We start from the raw sequence: 15374 nt of genomic DNA, 5'->3' as shown, positions 1-15374 counted from the left end.
ACGATCACCTGTACAAAGGGCAAGGTGATGGTTCACGAGTTGATCACCGCAGGCGACTACAACGTCTACACCGGTCTCGCCAGCGCCGAGACCGCGGGCGCCGCCGTGCCCACCGCGGCTCAGTTGGGCCTGGAACCGCCGAGGTTCTGTGCCGCGTGCGGACGCCGGATGATCGTCCAGGTGCGTCCCGACGGGTGGTGGGCCAAGTGCTCGCGGCACGGCCAGGTGGACTCCAAGGATCTGGACACCCGCCGGTGACGGCCGAGATCACCGCGCCCCGGATCGGCCGCGGCCGCGCTGCCCTCATCGTGGTGGCGGGCATGACGGCGGTGGGTGCCGCACTGGGCGGCCTGTGGGCCTGGCTGGCGCCTCCGGTGCACGGCGTCATCGCCCTCACCCAGGCCGGTGAGCGGGTGCAGACCTACCTCGGTGAGGAAGCCGACCACTTCTTCGTCGCCGCGTTCCTGATGCTGGGGATGCTGTGGGTGGTGTCGGTGGTGGCACCCGTACTGGTCTGGCAGTGGCGCTCTCATCGTGGACCATTGATGGTGGCTGCCCTGTCGGTCGGTGCGGTGCTGTCGGCCACCGCGGCCTGCGTCGTCGGTGCGCTGCTGGTGGCATCGCGCTATCCCGCTATATCGATCGACGCCGCGCCGGTCAGCACCGATGCGCGGGTCTACTACTACACCGAGGCACCGTCGGTGTTCTTCGGGCCGTCGCCGCTGCACATGGCGGCGTCGCTGTGCCTGCCGGCCGCCACGGCAGCGCTGGTGTATGCCCTGTTCGCGGTGGCCACGACACGTGACGACCTCGGTGGCTATCCGCCTGTCGAGCCGGTTTACCTGCCGAATCCGATGCCGCAGACCTCAGCGGTCGAAGCGGGAGAGCGGTAGCCGCTCGAGGTGGCGGCCGGTGATCACCTTGGCGCTGATCACGCCGAGGCGCAGCATGCCCCGATAGGTCGACGGGTTCAGCAGGGTCGGCCATTTGGTGCGGGTCAGATGTTCGCCCAGGGGTCGGCCCGCGAAGCGGTCGCGCAGCCAGCGCAGCGTCATCGGCGCCGACATCGGGTGCAGCAGCATGTGCTCGCTGAACATGTCGCGGTGGTAGGTGACCTCGCAGCCGCCGGCCGTGTAGATGTCGGCCAGTTCGTCGATGTCGGCCACCGAAACGATGCGGTCGTGGACGGCCTGGACGATCAGCACGGGCAGCCGGGGCGCTGCGGTGCCCAGCTTGATGTCGGCGAACACCTGTTGCACCTCGGGGCTGCCCAGGATCTCCTCGAGTGGAAGATCGACCATGTTCCCCATGTCCTTGCGGATGGAGCGCAGTACTGCGCTCATGGTGGTCTGCTTCTCCAGGTTGCGCAGCATCGCCTTGCCCTCGTCGGTGGCGTGCTCCTGGATCACCCGGTCCAGGTCGGGGTAGATGTGTGTCAGCGCCGCCACCACCATGGCGGGTAGGCCCGAGTAGAAGCTGCCGTTGAGGCGTTCGAACGTGTGCCCCAGGTCGCCCACCGGTGAGCCCAGAACGGCGCCGACGATGTTGAGTTCCGGCGCGTAGTCCGCGGCCACCTCGGCGGCCCACGCGGTGGCCAGACCACCGCCGGAGTATCCCCACAGCCCCAGCGGTGCGTCCTCCGCCAGGCCCAGCCCGTCCATGCTGGTGGCGGCACGCAGGCCGTCGAGGATGTGGTAGCCCGGTTCCGCCGGGGCGCCCCACAGCCCGTGCAGGCCTTCGTGGTCGGGTACCGACACCGCCCACCCCTCGGCGAGTGCGGCGGCGATCAGCAGGAACTCCAGCTGCGCCAGTGAACCGATGGCCTTGGCGCCGCGCCGCAGTGCGTAGGACGGGAAGCAACGGTCGGACACGGCGTCGATGGCGCACTGGTAGGACACCACCGGGCACGGTGTCTGCTCGGAGCGTTCGGTGGGCACCAGCAACGTGGTGACTCCCGCTTCCGGATCACCGTGCAGGTCGGTGGTGCGGTAGAGCAGCTGGACGGCGGTGAAGCGCTGTGGGATCAGTCCCAGGAAGGCCAATTCGACGTCGCGGGAGCGCAGCACGGTGCCGGGTTCGGCATGCTCGAAACCCTCAGGTGGCAGGCAGAAGGGATCGTCGTGGGGCGGCAGAGGCTTGGAACCGCGCTGTAGCCCCTGGTGAGGCGTCCTGCCGATCCATTCCGCGGCGGTCGCCTTGGCTGCGTTGCCCAGATCCATGCCCGCCATCCTCTCTCAGAGAACCCTTAGAGACCAAGTGGAACTCAGCTTGGCGGGCGGAATGCGGCGAATTCGTCAGTGACACGCAGTTGGGCGTCGGTGAATTTGTAGAGGGCCGCGGGCCTGCCTCCGCTGCGCCCGGATTGCGCGGTGGTGCCGGTTCTGGTGATCACGCCGCGGCGGGCGAGCACTCGCTGCAGGTTGGTGGCGTCCACCTGGTAGTCCATCGCGGTGCTGTAGATGTCGCGCAGCGTGGAGAGCGCGAATTCCTTGGGCGCCAAGGCAAATCCGATGTTGGTGTACGACAGTTTGGCCGCCAGCCTGGAGCGGGCGTGGGCCACCATGGGGCCGTGGTCGAACGCCATCGGCGGCAGTGCGTTCACCGGATGCCAGCGGGTGTCGGCAGGCAGTTCGGGGGTGGCGGGGGAGGGAACCAGGCCCAGGAATGTGGTGGCGATGGTTCGGGTGTTGCCGGGCACCCGTTGCGGTTCGGAGAACACCGCGAGTTGCTCCAGGTGGGCGATCTCGCGGAGGTCCACCTTCTCTGCGAGCTGACGTCGCACTGATCGGGTCATGTCCTCGTCGTTGCGCAGCCGTCCGCCCGGCAGGGACCAAGCGCCGCGCTGGGGATCTAGTGCCCGCTCCCAGAGCAGCACGCTGAGCTGCGGATTTCGTGACTCCAAACGGCGGACTTGAAAGACGACCGCGAGCACTTCATGGGCAGTGCTAGTATGTGGCATGTTTTCGATCATAAGTCGAAAACCTCGATGGCGAAAGGAGCGGTCATGACAGTCCTCGACCGCATGGACGGATGGGCAACGCGGCTCGCCGCTCAAATCTCCGACGGACCCGACGGCTATTCCGGCGTCGCCGGCGACGAGTTGTGGGCGACGGAGATTCGCCGGCTCCTCGAACTGCGTGGCGCCACGCTGCTGGCCCACAACTATCAGCTGCCTGCCATCCAGGACGTTGCTGATCACGTCGGGGACTCCCTGGCGCTTTCGCGTATCGCCGCCGACGCCCCCGAAGACACCATCGTCTTCGCCGGTGTGCACTTCATGGCCGAGACCGCCAAGATCCTGTCGCCGGAGAAGACCGTCCTGATCCCGGATCAACGGGCCGGCTGCTCGCTGGCAGACTCCATCACCGCCGACGAGCTGCGCGAGTGGAAGGCCGAGCATCCCGATGCCGTCGTGGTGTCCTACGTCAACACCACCGCCGCGGTGAAGGCCCTCACCGACATCTGCTGCACCTCGTCCAACGCCGTCGAGGTGGTGGCTTCCATTCCCGCCGACCGCGAGGTGCTGTTCTGCCCGGATCAGTTCCTCGGGGCACACGTGCGTCGCGAGACCGGACGCAAGAACCTGCATGTCTGGGCCGGCGAGTGCCACGTGCACGCGGGGATCAACGGTGACGAACTTGCCGACCAGGCACGCACCCATCCCGACGCTGAACTGTTCGTCCACCCCGAATGCGGTTGCGCCACTTCGGCGTTGTACCTCGCGGGCGAGGGTGCGTTCCCGAGGACCGGGTGAAGATTCTGTCCACCGGCGGGATGCTCGACGCCGCCCGCGCGACCGACGCCCGACAGGTCCTGGTGGCCACCGAGGTCGGCATGCTGCACCAACTGCGCAGGGCCGCACCGGAAATCGACTTCCTGGCAGTCAATGACAGGGCCTCCTGCAAGTACATGAAGATGATCACCCCCGCGGCCTTGCTGCGCTGCCTGGTGGAAGAGGCCGACGAAGTCCATGTCGATCTCGAGACCGCCCGGCTGGCGCGCCGCAGCGTGCAGCGGATGATCGAGATCGGTCAGCCCGGCGGCGGGGAATGAACGCCGGCTGCGGGGGGCGGTCTCACTGGCAGCTGCGCGCTGACGTCGTCGTCATCGGCACCGGTGTCGCAGGGCTGGCCGCCGCACTGGCCGCCCACCGGCAGGGCCGCAACGTCATCGTGCTCAGCAAGGCCGCCGAAAAGTACGGGGTGACCTCCACTTTCTACGCCCAGGGTGGCATCGCCGTCGTCATCCCGCGTACCGACGATTCCGTGGACGCGCACGTCTGCGACACCCTGGCCGCCGGTGGCGGCCTATGTGATCCGGCTGCGGTGCGTTCCATTGTCGCCGACGGATACCGGGCGGTTCGCGACTTGGTGACCGACGGGGCACGGTTCGACGAAACGTCTTCCGGTGCTTGGGCGCTGGGGCGCGAGGGTGGGCACTGCCGGCGACGCATCGTCCATGCCGGCGGTGACGCCACCGGTGCCGAGGTGCAGCGCGCCCTCGATCTGGCCACCACCGTGTTGGACATCCGGCGTGATCACGTCGCCGTGGAACTGCTGCGCGACGATGACGCGATCACCGGAGTCTCCGTGCTCAGCCCGCAGGGACGGGGCGTGATCCACGCCCCGTCTGTGGTCCTGGCCAGTGGCGGGCTCGGACACCTCTACCGCGCCACCACCAACCCCGACGGGTCCACCGGCGACGGCATCGCTTTGGCGCTGCGGGCCGGCCTGCCGGTCAGCGACCTGGAGTTCATCCAGTTCCACCCGACGATGCTTTTTGACGGATCCAACGGTGGCAGAAGGCCACTCATCACCGAAGCGCTGCGCGGCGAGGGTGCCACCCTGGTCGATGCGCGTGGTGACTCGGTCACCGCGGGGGTGCACCCGATGGGGGATCTGGCTCCACGTGATGTCGTGGCCGCGGCCATCGACGCTCGTCTGCAGCAGTCCGGTGACGCCTGCGTGTACCTCGACGCCCGGCGTATCGAGCGGTTCGCCCAGCGGTTCCCCACGGTCACCGCCGCCTGTGTTGCCGCTGGAATCGATCCCACCCGCCAACCGATCCCGGTGGTTCCGGGTGCGCACTACTCGTGCGGCGGTGTCGTCACCGATGTCCACGGACGCACCGAGCTCGCCGGCCTGTTCGCCGCCGGTGAGGTGGCTCGCACCGGGATGCACGGCGCCAACCGGCTGGCGTCCAACAGCCTGCTCGAAGGTCTGGTGGTGGGTGGCCGCGCCGGTATCGCCGCGGCCGAGCACGCCATGGCGACGTCCACCCGGACTGCGCACATCACCGACACCGCGGCCGGCCCGGCGCTGAAGCGGACCCGGCTGCAGCAGGCGATGACGCAGTGGGCCTCCGTGGTCCGCGACGCCGACGGGTTGCGACACCTCGGTGAGCTGGTCGGGTCGGCCGAATTGGCCGAAATGCGTACCCGGCGCGGGTTCGAGGACATGGCGCTCACCACCACCGCCGCCGCCGTGTCCGCCGCCGCGGCCGCGCGCACCGAGAGCCGGGGTTGTCACCACCGCAGCGATCACCAGGGCGCCGACGACACCCAGTCGCGCAGCATGGTGGTGCGGTTGGTCCACGGCCGGGCCGTGGTCGACACGGCGGTGGCCTGCTGATGAGACTCACCGACGCCGAGTTCGCCGAGGCCAAGGCGGTCATCGACCGCGCGCTCGACGAGGACCTGCGCTATGGCCCCGACATCACCACGCTGGCAACGGTTTCCGCTGACGCCACCACCACCGCTGCAGTGGTGACCCGCCAGCACGGAGTGGTCGCGGGCATCGACATCGCGCTGCTGGTGCTCGACGAGGTCATCGGGCCCGACGGCTACCGGGTGCTGGGTCGCGCCGACGACGGTGACACTCTGCTGCCCGGTGACGCGCTGCTCACGCTGGAGTCCGAGACCAGGGGTTTGTTGACTGCAGAGCGCACAATGCTGAATGTGGTGTGCCACCTCTCGGGTATCGCGACGGCCACCGCCGAATGGGTTGCCGCCGTGGAAGGTACGCACACCCGGATTCGCGACACCCGCAAGACGATGCCCGGCATGCGGGCGCTGCAGAAGTACGCAGTACGCGTCGGAGGGGGAGTCAACCACCGGATGGGCCTCGGTGACGCGGCACTGATCAAGGACAACCACGTCGCGGCTGCGGGATCCGTGGTGGCCGCGCTGCGGGCGGTCCGTGAGGCGGCACCCGACCTGCCGTGTGAGGTCGAGGTGGACTCGCTGGAACAACTCGATGAGGTGCTCGCCGAGGACATCGAGCTGATCTTGCTGGACAACTTCGCAGTGTGGGAGACGCAGATCGCGGTGCAACGCAGGGATTCCCGCGCACCCAAGGTGCAGCTGGAGTCCTCGGGCGGGTTGTCGGTGGATGCCGCGGCGGCTTATGCCAGCACGGGTGTCGACTACCTCGCGATCGGTGCGCTCACCCACTCGGTGAAGGTGCTGGACGTCGGGTTGGACTTCTAGTCGCCACACGGCTCTTGCGAGCAGGTGTCGTGGAAAAGTGTCAGTCGTCTTGGCGCATGACACCCAGTTTTGTCGTAGGTACATGGCATCATCGAACACATGTTCGAGTCATTTGATGCCGACGCATTGCTCACCGAGGTGGAGTCCTCCCGCCTCGATGAGTCCGCGGTGTGGGCGCGTCGGATGGCGGCCATCGCCTCACTGTTGGCCCAGCGCACCGGTGAGGCTTTCGATCAGGAGATCAACAAACCCGACGCAGATCCCGGGTTTGCGTTGATCTCTGGTTTCGTCCGGACCGTGGGGGAGGTGGGACCCGCGCTCGGGGTCGCTCCGGCAGTCGCCACGAAGATCGTCGGCTACGCCGAAGCCCTGGACGAACGCCTGCCGCACATCTACGGATTGTTGGCCTCGGGTCGCCTGGACTGGGAATCCACCACGGTCATCCTCAATCGCACCCAGAACGTCCTCGGCGACACCGCCATCGCAGACCTGGATCGCAACCTCGCCGCCAAGATCGCCCGCTGGGACTGCTGGTCACGCACCCGACTCGTGAGTGTCATCGACCGGGCCATCCTCAACGTGGACCCCGAGGGTGCCAAAGAACGTCGGGCTTGTGCTGACACTCAACGTCGCGTCTCGGTGAAGTCGCTGCGCAATGGGATGGGCGAAATTCGGATCTACGCGTCTGCGCCGGTGGTGGCGAAAGTCGAGGCGCGGCTCACCCAGATGTCCGTCACCGTGTGTAGGAACGATCCCCGAACACCGGAGCAGCGCCGGGTCGACGCCGTGGACGCCATCGCCGACGGCAGCTTCCACCTGGCGTGTGCCTGTGGGCTCGAAGACTGCCCGGCACCGTCACCCCACACCATCACAACCGCTGCGCCGGCGCAGGTGGTGATCAATGTGATCGCCCCGGCGGCGACAGTGACCGGCGACGGTGAGGACCCCGGTTTTCTGCAGGGCTACGGCGTCGTCGATGCCGACCAGGTCCGGGAACTGGCCGATCACCCTGGCACGGTGCTGCGTGACGTGCACAACCCCGACACCCACCCGAGCACCCCGACCCTCACCCGCGAGGGCACCTCCATTCTGCTGCGCCACAGCTGGTCGGCCGCGATGGACCGCTGGCTGCGTGCCCGCGCCCTGACGTGCAGCTTCCCGTACTGCAACCGTCCCGCCTGGGGTGCCGATATCGACCACAGCATCGCCTTCGACCATCACAATCCCCTGCGCGGCGGCTGGACCATGGCCGCCAACCTCGATCCCAAGTGCCGGACCCATCACCGCTGGAAGACCTTCCTCACCGGTGACTGTGGTTGGGACACCAAACAATTGGCCGACGGCACCATCGAATGGACCTCGCCCACCGGGCGGACCTACCGTTCCACGCCGGACGGGTCGGAGTTGTTCGATGACATCGCCGCGGCCAGCGCCCCGAAGCCCTGGACTCGTCCGCGTGACCCCAAAGCGGAGAAAGCGAAACGGATTGCCGCCGCCCGGGCTGGGTTGGCGGCCAAACAGGCCGCCAACGACCAGACTCGGTGGCTCAATCAGGGGCGGGCCGACGAAATCGAACACCGCAAACGACGCAACCATGTGCGGTTCTACCGACTCATCCTCAGCCCCCACCGCCGCACCGCCAGCTGGTGCCCCTGGATCAATGACCCCTGGGAAGACGAAACCATCACCGCCGACTGGAAACCCCCACCCCCGCCACCACCGCAATCCGACGACGACGAACCACCCTTCTGACAGGTGGATGTCCGGGTCGCCGTCGTCCAGGTCAGACCGTCGCGGTGCGCCGCACAAACGACAGCACCACGGCAGCTGCGGCGAACAACCCGGAGAACACGCGGTTGACGGCCAGTTGTTGGCGGGGCGTGGACAACCACCCCAGCACCCGGGCTGCCAGTCCGGCGTACCCTCCCATCACCACCAGGTCCACGCACACCATGGTGACGCCGATCACCAGATACTGCGGCACGAGTGGCGCCGACGGGTCCACGAACTGGGGAAGCACCGCCAGCAGAAACACCAGGCCTTTGGGATTGGTGAGGTTCACCAATGCTCCCCGGGTGATCAGGACGGTGGCGCCGGACGCGCCGGTAGGTCCCAGCTGCGCCCGCAGATCCACACTGGCGGTGCGCCACTGCCGAACCGCTAGGTAGACGAGGTATGCCACACCGAGCCACTTGATGATGGTGAACGCCAGCACCGACTTGGCCAGCGCTGCGCCCAGGCCCACCGCGACCACCGCCAACTGCACCATGAGGCCGATCTGAAGCCCGAGAATCGTCCAGTAGCTGCGGCGCACACCGTGTGCCAGACCGGTCGCCATGGACAGGATCGCCCCGGCGCCGGGGGACACACTGATGAGGATCGAGGCGCCGAGGAAGGCGACCCAGACAGACCATTCCATGGCCGGAGTGTGGCAGTGGCCAACGACGCAGTTCAACCAATTTTTATTCGGGTGCATCGATCAGGGACAATCGTGGTGATGGCCAGCTTCGAGATGTCCCGGATCGACCTGCGCAACCGACCCATGTCCACGGCGCAGTTGCGTGCCACCCTGCCCCGCGGAGGCGTCGACGTCGACGCAGTGGTCCCCACGGTGCGCCCCATCGTCGACGCGGTAGCCGAACGGGGCGCCGAAGCCGCGCTGGAGTTCGGTGAGAAATTCGACGGTATCCGCCCCGCCGCAGTGCGGGTGCCTGCCGTGGCGCTGGAACAAGCGCTGAGTGAACTGGACGCGGACGTCCGCGCCGCGCTGCTGGTCGCGATCGAGCGCACCCGTGCTGTGCATGCCGATCAGCGCCGCACCGACACCACCACCGAACTGGCTCCCGGCGCCACCGTCACCGAGCGCTGGGTGCCCGTCGAGCGGGTGGGTCTGTACGTGCCCGGCGGCAACGCCGTCTACCCGTCCAGCGTGATCATGAACGTGGTGCCGGCCCAGACCGCGGGGGTCGATTCGCTGGTGATCGCCAGCCCACCGCAGGCTCACTTCTCCGGACTGCCCCACCCGACCATCCTGGCGGCGGCCGCGCTGCTCGGGGTCGACGAGGTGTGGGCAGTGGGTGGTGCACAGTCGGTGGCGCTGATGGCCTACGGCGGCACGGATACCGACGGGGCCGAGTTGGCGCCCGTCGACATGATCACCGGTCCGGGCAACATCTACGTCACCGCCGCCAAGCGGATCTGCCGGTCGCAGGTAGGTATCGACGCCGAAGCCGGTCCCACCGAGATCGCAATTCTGGCCGACGACTCCGCCGACCCGGTGCACGTCGCCGCCGATCTGATCAGCCAGGCCGAACACGACGAGATGGCCGCCAGTGTGCTGGTGACACCCAGCAGTGATCTGGGGGTGGCCGTCGACGCCGAGCTGGCTCGCCAGCTGCAAACCACCGTGCACCGCGATCGGGTGCTGGCCGCACTGCTCGGTAAGCAGTCGGCCATCGTGTTGGTGGACGACATCGACACCGGGGTACGAGTGGTCAACGCCTACGCCGCCGAACATCTGGAAATCCAGACCACGGACTCGCACGAGGTGGCAGGCCGGATCCGCGCCGCGGGAGCCATTTTTGTCGGCGCCTGGTCACCGGTGTCCCTGGGCGACTACTGCGCGGGCTCCAATCACGTGCTGCCCACCGCGGGATGCGCCCGGCACTCGAGTGGTCTGTCGGTGCAGACCTTTCTGCGTGGCATCCACGTCGTCGACTACACCGAAGCCGCTCTGAAAGACGTTTCGGGACACGTGATCACGCTGGCGAAAGCCGAAAATCTGCCCGCCCACGGCGAGGCGGTCCGTCGGAGGTTTGAACGATGAGTGTGCCGGGAGCCCGGATCGGACTGGAGGATCTTCCGCTGCGGGACGACCTGCGCGGCAAGTCCCCGTACGGCGCACCGCAGTTGGTGGTGCCCGTGCGGCTCAACACCAACGAGAACCCGCACCCGCCCACCCAGGCGCTGGTCGACGACGTCACCCGCTCGGTGGCCGAGGCCGCGGCCGAGTTGCACCGCTACCCCGACCGTGACGCCGTGGCGCTGCGGGCCGACCTGGCTGCCTACCTGACCGGTCAGACCGGCGTTCAGCTGGGGGTCGAAAACCTCTGGGCGGCCAACGGATCCAACGAGATCCTGCAACAGCTGCTGCAGGCCTTTGGTGGCCCTGGCCGCACCGCCGTCGGATTTGTCCCGTCGTACTCGATGCACCCCATCATCTCCGACGGCACCCAGACCGAGTGGCTTCAGGCCGCTCGGGCCGAGGACTTCAGCCTCGACCTCGACGTGGTGCTGGCTGCGATCGAAAGCCGTTCTCCTGACGTGGTTTTCGTGACCAGTCCGAACAATCCCTCCGGGCAGAGCGTGCCGCTGGCGGATCTGCGGATCATCCTCGAGGCCATGACCTCCGGGGTGTTGATCGTCGACGAGGCCTACGGTGAATTCTCTTCGCAGCCCAGCGCCGTCGCGCTGATCGAGGAGTTCCCCACCAAGGTCATCGTCAGCCGCACCATGAGCAAGGCCTTCGCCTTCGCCGGTGGCCGGCTCGGCTACCTGGTGGCCGCGCCTGCCGTCATCGACGCCATGCTGCTGGTCCGGCTGCCGTACCACCTGTCGGTGGTCACCCAAGCTGCCGCCCGCGCAGCGCTGCGCCACGCCGATGACACCCTCGGCAGCGTCGCCACCCTGATAGCCGAGCGCAAACGCGTCACAGAAGCGTTGACCAGCATGGGTTTTCGCGTCATCCCCAGTGACGCCAACTTCGTACTCTTCGGCGAGTTCGCCGACGCGGCCGCCACGTGGCAGCGCTACCTGGATGCCGGAGTGCTGATCCGTGACGTCGGGATTCCCGGCTACCTGCGGGCCACCACCGGGCTGGCCGCAGAGAACGACGCCCTGCTGGCCACCAGCGCCACCCTTGTCGCAGAAGAACTGACCCAGCCGCTAGGAGCCTCATGACCCAGACCGTCACCGCCCGGCGTGCCCGTGTGCAGCGCACCACCAAGGAATCGGACATCCTGGTCGAACTCGACCTCGATGGCACCGGTGCGGTGCACATCGACACCGGGGTGCCGTTCTTCGACCACATGCTCACCTCTCTGGGCACCCATGCCAGCTTCGATCTGACGGTGCGCTCCACCGGTGACGTGCACATCGAAGGTCACCACGTGGTCGAGGACACCGCCATCGTGTTGGGGCAGGCGCTCGGTCAGGCGTTGGGCGACAAGAAGGGCATCCGTCGTTTCGGGGATTCCTTCATCCCGATGGACGAATGCCTGGCCCATGCCGCCGTCGACGTCTCAGGGCGGCCGTACTGCGTCCACACCGGCGAGCCGGAATCCATGGTGAGTTTCACCATCGCCGGGTCATCGGTGCCCTATCACACCGTCATCAACAAGCACGTTTTCGAGTCGCTGGCCTTCAACGCCCGCATCGCCCTGCACGTGCGCACCCTCTACGGCCGCGACCCGCACCACATCACCGAAGCGGAGTACAAGGCCGTCGCCCGCGCGCTGCGCCAGGCTGTGGAGTACGACCCCCGGGTCAGCGGGGTGCCGTCCACCAAAGGCACGCTGTGAGCGCCAAAGTCGTGGTGCTGGACTACGGATCCGGCAACCTGCGTTCGGCGCAGCGGGCGGTGGAACGCACCGGTGCGCACGTCGAAGTGACCGCTGATCCCGGTGCGGCCGCTGAGGCCGACGGCCTGGTGGTGCCGGGCGTGGGTGCTTTCGAGGCCTGCATGACCGGGCTGCGGGCCATCGGCGGCGAGAAGATCATCGCCGACCGGTTGCAGCGCGGTCGGCCGGTGTTGGGCGTGTGCGTGGGCATGCAGATCCTGTTCGCCCGCGGTGTCGAGTTCGGTGTCGAATCCACCGGCTGCGGCCAATGGCCCGGTGCTGTCACCCATCTGGACGCACCCGTGGTCCCGCACATGGGGTGGAACACGGTGCAGGCACCCGAAGACAGCGTGCTGTTCCGCGGGCTCGATGCGCAGACACGCTTTTACTTCGTCCATTCGTATGCCGCCCAGGAGTGGGCAGGCAATACCGACGCCAAGCTCACTTGGGCCAGGCATCATGTGCCGTTTCTGGCGGCCGTCGAAGACGGTCCGCTGTCGGCCACACAATTTCATCCGGAGAAGAGCGGCGACGCCGGTGCGACGCTGCTCACCAATTGGGTTGAGGCACTGTGACTTCTTTGATTCTGTTGCCCGCCGTCGATGTCGTGGACGGCAAGGCGGTGCGTCTGGTTCAGGGCCAGGCCGGTAGCGAAACCGACTACGGTTCGGCACTCGACGCCGCCCTGCAGTGGCAGAGCGACGGCGCCGAATGGATCCACCTGGTGGATCTGGACGCTGCCTTCGGCCGCGGCTCCAACCGTGAACTGCTGGCCGAGGTGGTCGGCAAGCTGGACGTGGATGTCGAACTGTCGGGCGGTATCCGCGACGACGAGTCGCTGAAGGCTGCCCTGGCCACCGGATGCCGGCGGGTCAACCTGGGCACCGCGGCGCTGGAGAATCCGACCTGGTGTGCCTCGGTGATCGCCGAGCACGGCGACAAGGTGGCGATCGGCCTGGACGTCAGACTCGAGAACGGCCAGTACCGGCTGCGGGGCCGCGGCTGGGAAACCGACGGCGGCGACCTGTGGCCGGTGTTGGAACGTCTGGTTTCCGAAGGATGTTCGCGCTTCGTGGTGACCGACGTCAGCAAGGACGGCACCCTCAAGGGCCCCAACCTGGAACTGCTTTCCGCGGTGGCCGCCAAGACCGACGCGCCGGTGATCGCCTCAGGCGGCGTGTCCAGCATCGAGGACCTGGTGGCCATCGCCACCCTCACCGGTGAAGGTGTTGAAGGAGCCATCGTCGGGAAGGCGCTCTACGCCGGTCGTTTCACCTTGCCGGAGGCTCTGTCCGCGGTCAGCCGATGACCGATTACCCGGGTGATCTCGACGACCTGGTGGCGACTGCGGCGACCATTCTGGACAGTGTGGTGGAGCGTTTCCTGGCGGGTCACCGCGCCGACTCGGCGGTCCGGAAGAAGGGCAACGACTTCGCCACCGAGATCGATCTGGCCATCGAGCGTGAGGTGGTCTCGGCGCTGACAGAGCGCACCGGCATCGGTGTGCACGGCGAGGAATTCGGGGGCGCCCCGGTCGATTCGGAACTGGTGTGGGTGCTCGATCCCATCGACGGGACGTTCAACTACGCTGCGGGGTCACCCATGGCCGCGATCTTGCTGGGGCTGATGAACCACGGTGAGCCCGTAGCCGGGTTGACCTGGCTGCCGTTCACCGATCAGCGCTACACCGCGGTGGTGGGCCGGCCTCTGCTGACCAACGGAGTTGCCCAGCCGCCGCTGGAGTCCCCGGCGCTCACGGACTCGATAGTCGGCTTCGGCACGTTCAATGTCGACTGGCGAGGGCGGTATCCGGGGCGCTACCGCCTCGCGGTGCTGGAGAACTTGAGCCGGGAGTGCTCGCGCCTGCGTATGCACGGTGCCACGGGGGTGGACCTGGCGTTTGTCGCGGACGGAATTCTCGCCGGCGCGGTGACGTTCGGTGATCATGTGTGGGATTACGCGGCCGGTGTGGCCCTGGTGCGGGCGGCGGGCGGCATCGTCACCGACCTGACGGGCGCGCCGTGGACGCCCGCGGCCAGCTCGGCTCTGGCCGCCGCTCCGGGTGTGCACGGCGAGATTCTCGACATCGTGAAATCGGCGGGCAACCCGGAGGACTACCGATGACCATTGCGCAAACCACTCTGGCCACTCGGGTGATCCCGTGCCTGGACGTCGACGCCGGGCGCGTAGTCAAGGGGGTCAACTTCGAGAACCTGCGTGACGCAGGCGATCCCGTCGAGCTCGCCGCGGTCTACGACGCCGAGGGCGCCGACGAGTTGACCTTCTTGGACGTCACCGCGTCGTCGTCGGGCCGGGCCACCATGCTCGAGGTGGTGCGCCGCACCGCCGAGCAGGTGTTCATCCCGCTGACCGTCGGCGGGGGAGTGCGCGCGGTTGCCGATGTGGACGTGCTGCTGCGGGCCGGTGCGGACAAGGTGTCGGTGAACACCGCCGCCATCGCCAGGCCGGACCTGCTGGCCGAGATGTCGCGGCAGTTCGGATCCCAGTGCATCGTGCTGTCGGTCGACGCCCGCACCGCGCCTCTGAATCAGGACGGCTCGAGGTCCACTCCATCCGGGTGGGAGGTCACCACCTACGGCGGTCGCCGTGGCACCGGTATCGATGCAGTCGAATGGGCAAGGCGTGGAGCCGAACTCGGCGTGGGCGAGATCCTGTTGAACTCCATGGACGCCGACGGCACCAAAGCGGGATTCGACCTGCCGATGTTGCGTGCGGTGCGTGCCGCCGTGACAGTGCCGGTGATCGCCAGCGGGGGCGCCGGTGCAGTCGAGCACTTCGCGCCGGCGGTGCACGCCGGTGCCGATGCTGTGTTGGCGGCCAGCGTGTTTCACTTCAAGGAGCTGACCATCGGTCAGGTGAAGGCAGCCATGGCTGCTGACGGGATCTGTGTCCGATGACGTCGTTGGACCCTGTTGTTGCCGAGCGGTTGAAGCGCAACGCCGACGGCTTGTTCACCGCCGTGGTGCAGGAACGTGGTACCGGTGACGTGCTGATGGTCGCCTGGATGGACGACGACGCCCTGGCCCGCACCCTGGCGACGCGCGAGGCCACGTACTTCTCGCGATCGCGTGGCGAGCAGTGGATCAAGGGTGCGACGTCCGGGCATACCCAGCACGTGCACTCTGTGCGCCTGGACTGTGACGGGGACACCGTGCTGCTGGTGGTCGATCAGGTGGGTGGTGCCTGCCACACCGGCGATCACACCTGCTTCGACGCGGATGTGCTGCTGCCCTCGGAGTAGTGCCCGC

16 protein-coding genes and 1 pseudogene are annotated in these 15374 nt (G+C 67.5%); 14 read left to right on the top strand and 3 right to left on the bottom strand.

The window, feature by feature from the left end; genetic code table 11:
* The first annotated feature begins 27 nt into the window (after positions 1–27).
* Positions 28–258, top strand: coding sequence for a biotin synthase auxiliary protein BsaP (bsaP, locus tag BVC93_RS27970; RefSeq protein ID WP_083740249.1), 231 nt, complete (start codon positions 28–30; stop codon positions 256–258).
* On the top strand, positions 255–893 hold the full coding sequence (locus BVC93_RS27965) for a DUF2567 domain-containing protein (RefSeq protein WP_083740248.1): 639 nt from the start codon (positions 255–257) through the stop codon (positions 891–893). The genes bsaP and BVC93_RS27965 overlap by 4 nt, the downstream gene beginning before the upstream one ends.
* On the opposite strand, the gene BVC93_RS27960 is transcribed toward BVC93_RS27965, so the two are convergent.
* Together BVC93_RS27960 and BVC93_RS27955 are read right to left on the bottom strand one after the other, a co-directional pair.
* Positions 867–2219, bottom strand: a complete 1353-nt coding sequence (locus BVC93_RS27960; protein WP_083740247.1) for a lipase family protein — start codon at positions 2217–2219, stop codon at positions 867–869. The two genes, BVC93_RS27965 and BVC93_RS27960, sit on opposite strands and share 27 nt — an antisense overlap.
* 44 nt (positions 2220–2263) lie before the next feature.
* Positions 2264–2959 carry an NUDIX hydrolase gene (locus BVC93_RS27955; RefSeq protein WP_083741416.1) on the bottom strand — a complete coding sequence of 232 codons (696 nt, stop codon included), beginning with the start codon at positions 2957–2959 and terminating at the stop codon, positions 2264–2266.
* Between the two features lie 45 nt (positions 2960–3004).
* Here BVC93_RS27955 and nadA point away from each other — a divergent pair.
* The 4 genes and pseudogenes from nadA (at position 3005) to BVC93_RS27935 (ending at position 8239) form a co-directional block, all read left to right on the top strand.
* A pseudogene (gene nadA / locus BVC93_RS27950) lies at positions 3005–4053 on the top strand (quinolinate synthase NadA).
* A complete protein-coding gene (locus BVC93_RS27945; RefSeq protein ID WP_083740246.1) occupies positions 4050–5630 on the top strand; it encodes an L-aspartate oxidase in 1581 nt (526 codons plus the stop codon). The pseudogene nadA and the gene BVC93_RS27945 overlap by 4 nt, the downstream one beginning before the upstream one ends.
* A complete protein-coding gene (nadC, locus tag BVC93_RS27940) occupies positions 5630–6487 on the top strand; it encodes a carboxylating nicotinate-nucleotide diphosphorylase (protein ID WP_083740245.1) in 858 nt (285 codons plus the stop codon). The genes BVC93_RS27945 and nadC overlap by 1 nt, the downstream gene beginning before the upstream one ends.
* Positions 6488–6586: 99 nt before the next feature.
* Positions 6587–8239, top strand: a complete 1653-nt coding sequence (locus BVC93_RS27935; RefSeq protein ID WP_083740244.1) for an HNH endonuclease signature motif containing protein — start codon at positions 6587–6589, stop codon at positions 8237–8239.
* Positions 8240–8270: 31 nt separating this feature from the next.
* Here BVC93_RS27935 and rhtB read toward each other — a convergent pair whose 3' ends face one another.
* A complete protein-coding gene (gene rhtB / locus BVC93_RS27930; RefSeq protein ID WP_083740243.1) occupies positions 8271–8906 on the bottom strand; it encodes a homoserine/homoserine lactone efflux protein in 636 nt (211 codons plus the stop codon).
* Between the two features lie 78 nt (positions 8907–8984).
* Between rhtB and hisD the strand changes: the two genes are divergently transcribed.
* The 8 genes from hisD to hisI are packed head-to-tail and all read left to right on the top strand — an operon-like array spanning position 8985 to position 15367.
* Positions 8985–10313 (top strand): histidinol dehydrogenase, encoded by a 1329-nt coding sequence (gene hisD / locus BVC93_RS27925; RefSeq protein WP_083741415.1) that lies wholly within the window; start codon positions 8985–8987, stop codon positions 10311–10313.
* A complete protein-coding gene (locus tag BVC93_RS27920) occupies positions 10310–11446 on the top strand; it encodes a histidinol-phosphate transaminase (RefSeq protein ID WP_083740242.1) in 1137 nt (378 codons plus the stop codon). Before hisD ends, BVC93_RS27920 begins: the two co-directional genes overlap by 4 nt.
* Positions 11443–12066 (top strand): imidazoleglycerol-phosphate dehydratase HisB, encoded by a 624-nt coding sequence (gene hisB, locus BVC93_RS27915; RefSeq protein WP_083740241.1) that lies wholly within the window; start codon positions 11443–11445, stop codon positions 12064–12066. Before BVC93_RS27920 ends, hisB begins: the two co-directional genes overlap by 4 nt.
* A complete protein-coding gene (gene hisH, locus BVC93_RS27910; protein ID WP_083740240.1) occupies positions 12063–12680 on the top strand; it encodes an imidazole glycerol phosphate synthase subunit HisH in 618 nt (205 codons plus the stop codon). The genes hisB and hisH overlap by 4 nt, the downstream gene beginning before the upstream one ends.
* Positions 12677–13414 carry a bifunctional 1-(5-phosphoribosyl)-5-((5-phosphoribosylamino)methylideneamino)imidazole-4-carboxamide isomerase/phosphoribosylanthranilate isomerase PriA gene (gene priA / locus BVC93_RS27905; RefSeq protein ID WP_192860124.1) on the top strand — a complete coding sequence of 246 codons (738 nt, stop codon included), beginning with the start codon at positions 12677–12679 and terminating at the stop codon, positions 13412–13414. The genes hisH and priA overlap by 4 nt, the downstream gene beginning before the upstream one ends.
* On the top strand, positions 13411–14229 hold the full coding sequence (locus BVC93_RS27900) for an inositol monophosphatase family protein (RefSeq protein ID WP_083740239.1): 819 nt from the start codon (positions 13411–13413) through the stop codon (positions 14227–14229). The genes priA and BVC93_RS27900 overlap by 4 nt, the downstream gene beginning before the upstream one ends.
* Positions 14226–15023 carry an imidazole glycerol phosphate synthase subunit HisF gene (gene hisF / locus BVC93_RS27895; protein WP_083740238.1) on the top strand — a complete coding sequence of 266 codons (798 nt, stop codon included), beginning with the start codon at positions 14226–14228 and terminating at the stop codon, positions 15021–15023. Before BVC93_RS27900 ends, hisF begins: the two co-directional genes overlap by 4 nt.
* On the top strand, positions 15020–15367 hold the full coding sequence (hisI, locus tag BVC93_RS27890; protein WP_083740237.1) for a phosphoribosyl-AMP cyclohydrolase: 348 nt from the start codon (positions 15020–15022) through the stop codon (positions 15365–15367). The genes hisF and hisI overlap by 4 nt, the downstream gene beginning before the upstream one ends.
* The last annotated feature ends 7 nt before the right edge of the window (positions 15368–15374 follow it).

Origin of the sequence: Mycobacterium sp. MS1601, assembly GCF_001984215.1 — a bacterium.
Taxonomy (GTDB): domain Bacteria; phylum Actinomycetota; class Actinomycetes; order Mycobacteriales; family Mycobacteriaceae; genus Mycobacterium.
The sequence above is the reverse complement of the archived record's forward strand: the minus strand, read 5'-3'. Positions and strand labels throughout refer to the sequence as shown.

Coding starts and splice junctions, on each gene's coding strand:
- bsaP (WP_083740249.1), top strand. CDS start 28: ATGGTTCACGAGTTGATCACCGCAGGCGACTACAACGTCTACACCGGT.
- BVC93_RS27960 (WP_083740247.1), bottom strand. CDS start 2,219: ATGGATCTGGGCAACGCAGCCAAGGCGACCGCCGCGGAATGGATCGGC.
- BVC93_RS27955 (WP_083741416.1), bottom strand. CDS start 2,959: ATGCCACATACTAGCACTGCCCATGAAGTGCTCGCGGTCGTCTTTCAA.
- BVC93_RS27945 (WP_083740246.1), top strand. CDS start 4,050: ATGAACGCCGGCTGCGGGGGGCGGTCTCACTGGCAGCTGCGCGCTGAC.
- nadC (WP_083740245.1), top strand. CDS start 5,630: ATGAGACTCACCGACGCCGAGTTCGCCGAGGCCAAGGCGGTCATCGAC.
- BVC93_RS27935 (WP_083740244.1), top strand. CDS start 6,587: ATGTTCGAGTCATTTGATGCCGACGCATTGCTCACCGAGGTGGAGTCC.
- rhtB (WP_083740243.1), bottom strand. CDS start 8,906: ATGGAATGGTCTGTCTGGGTCGCCTTCCTCGGCGCCTCGATCCTCATC.
- hisD (WP_083741415.1), top strand. CDS start 8,985: ATGGCCAGCTTCGAGATGTCCCGGATCGACCTGCGCAACCGACCCATG.
- BVC93_RS27920 (WP_083740242.1), top strand. CDS start 10,310: ATGAGTGTGCCGGGAGCCCGGATCGGACTGGAGGATCTTCCGCTGCGG.
- hisB (WP_083740241.1), top strand. CDS start 11,443: ATGACCCAGACCGTCACCGCCCGGCGTGCCCGTGTGCAGCGCACCACC.
- BVC93_RS27900 (WP_083740239.1), top strand. CDS start 13,411: ATGACCGATTACCCGGGTGATCTCGACGACCTGGTGGCGACTGCGGCG.
- hisF (WP_083740238.1), top strand. CDS start 14,226: ATGACCATTGCGCAAACCACTCTGGCCACTCGGGTGATCCCGTGCCTG.
- hisI (WP_083740237.1), top strand. CDS start 15,020: ATGACGTCGTTGGACCCTGTTGTTGCCGAGCGGTTGAAGCGCAACGCC.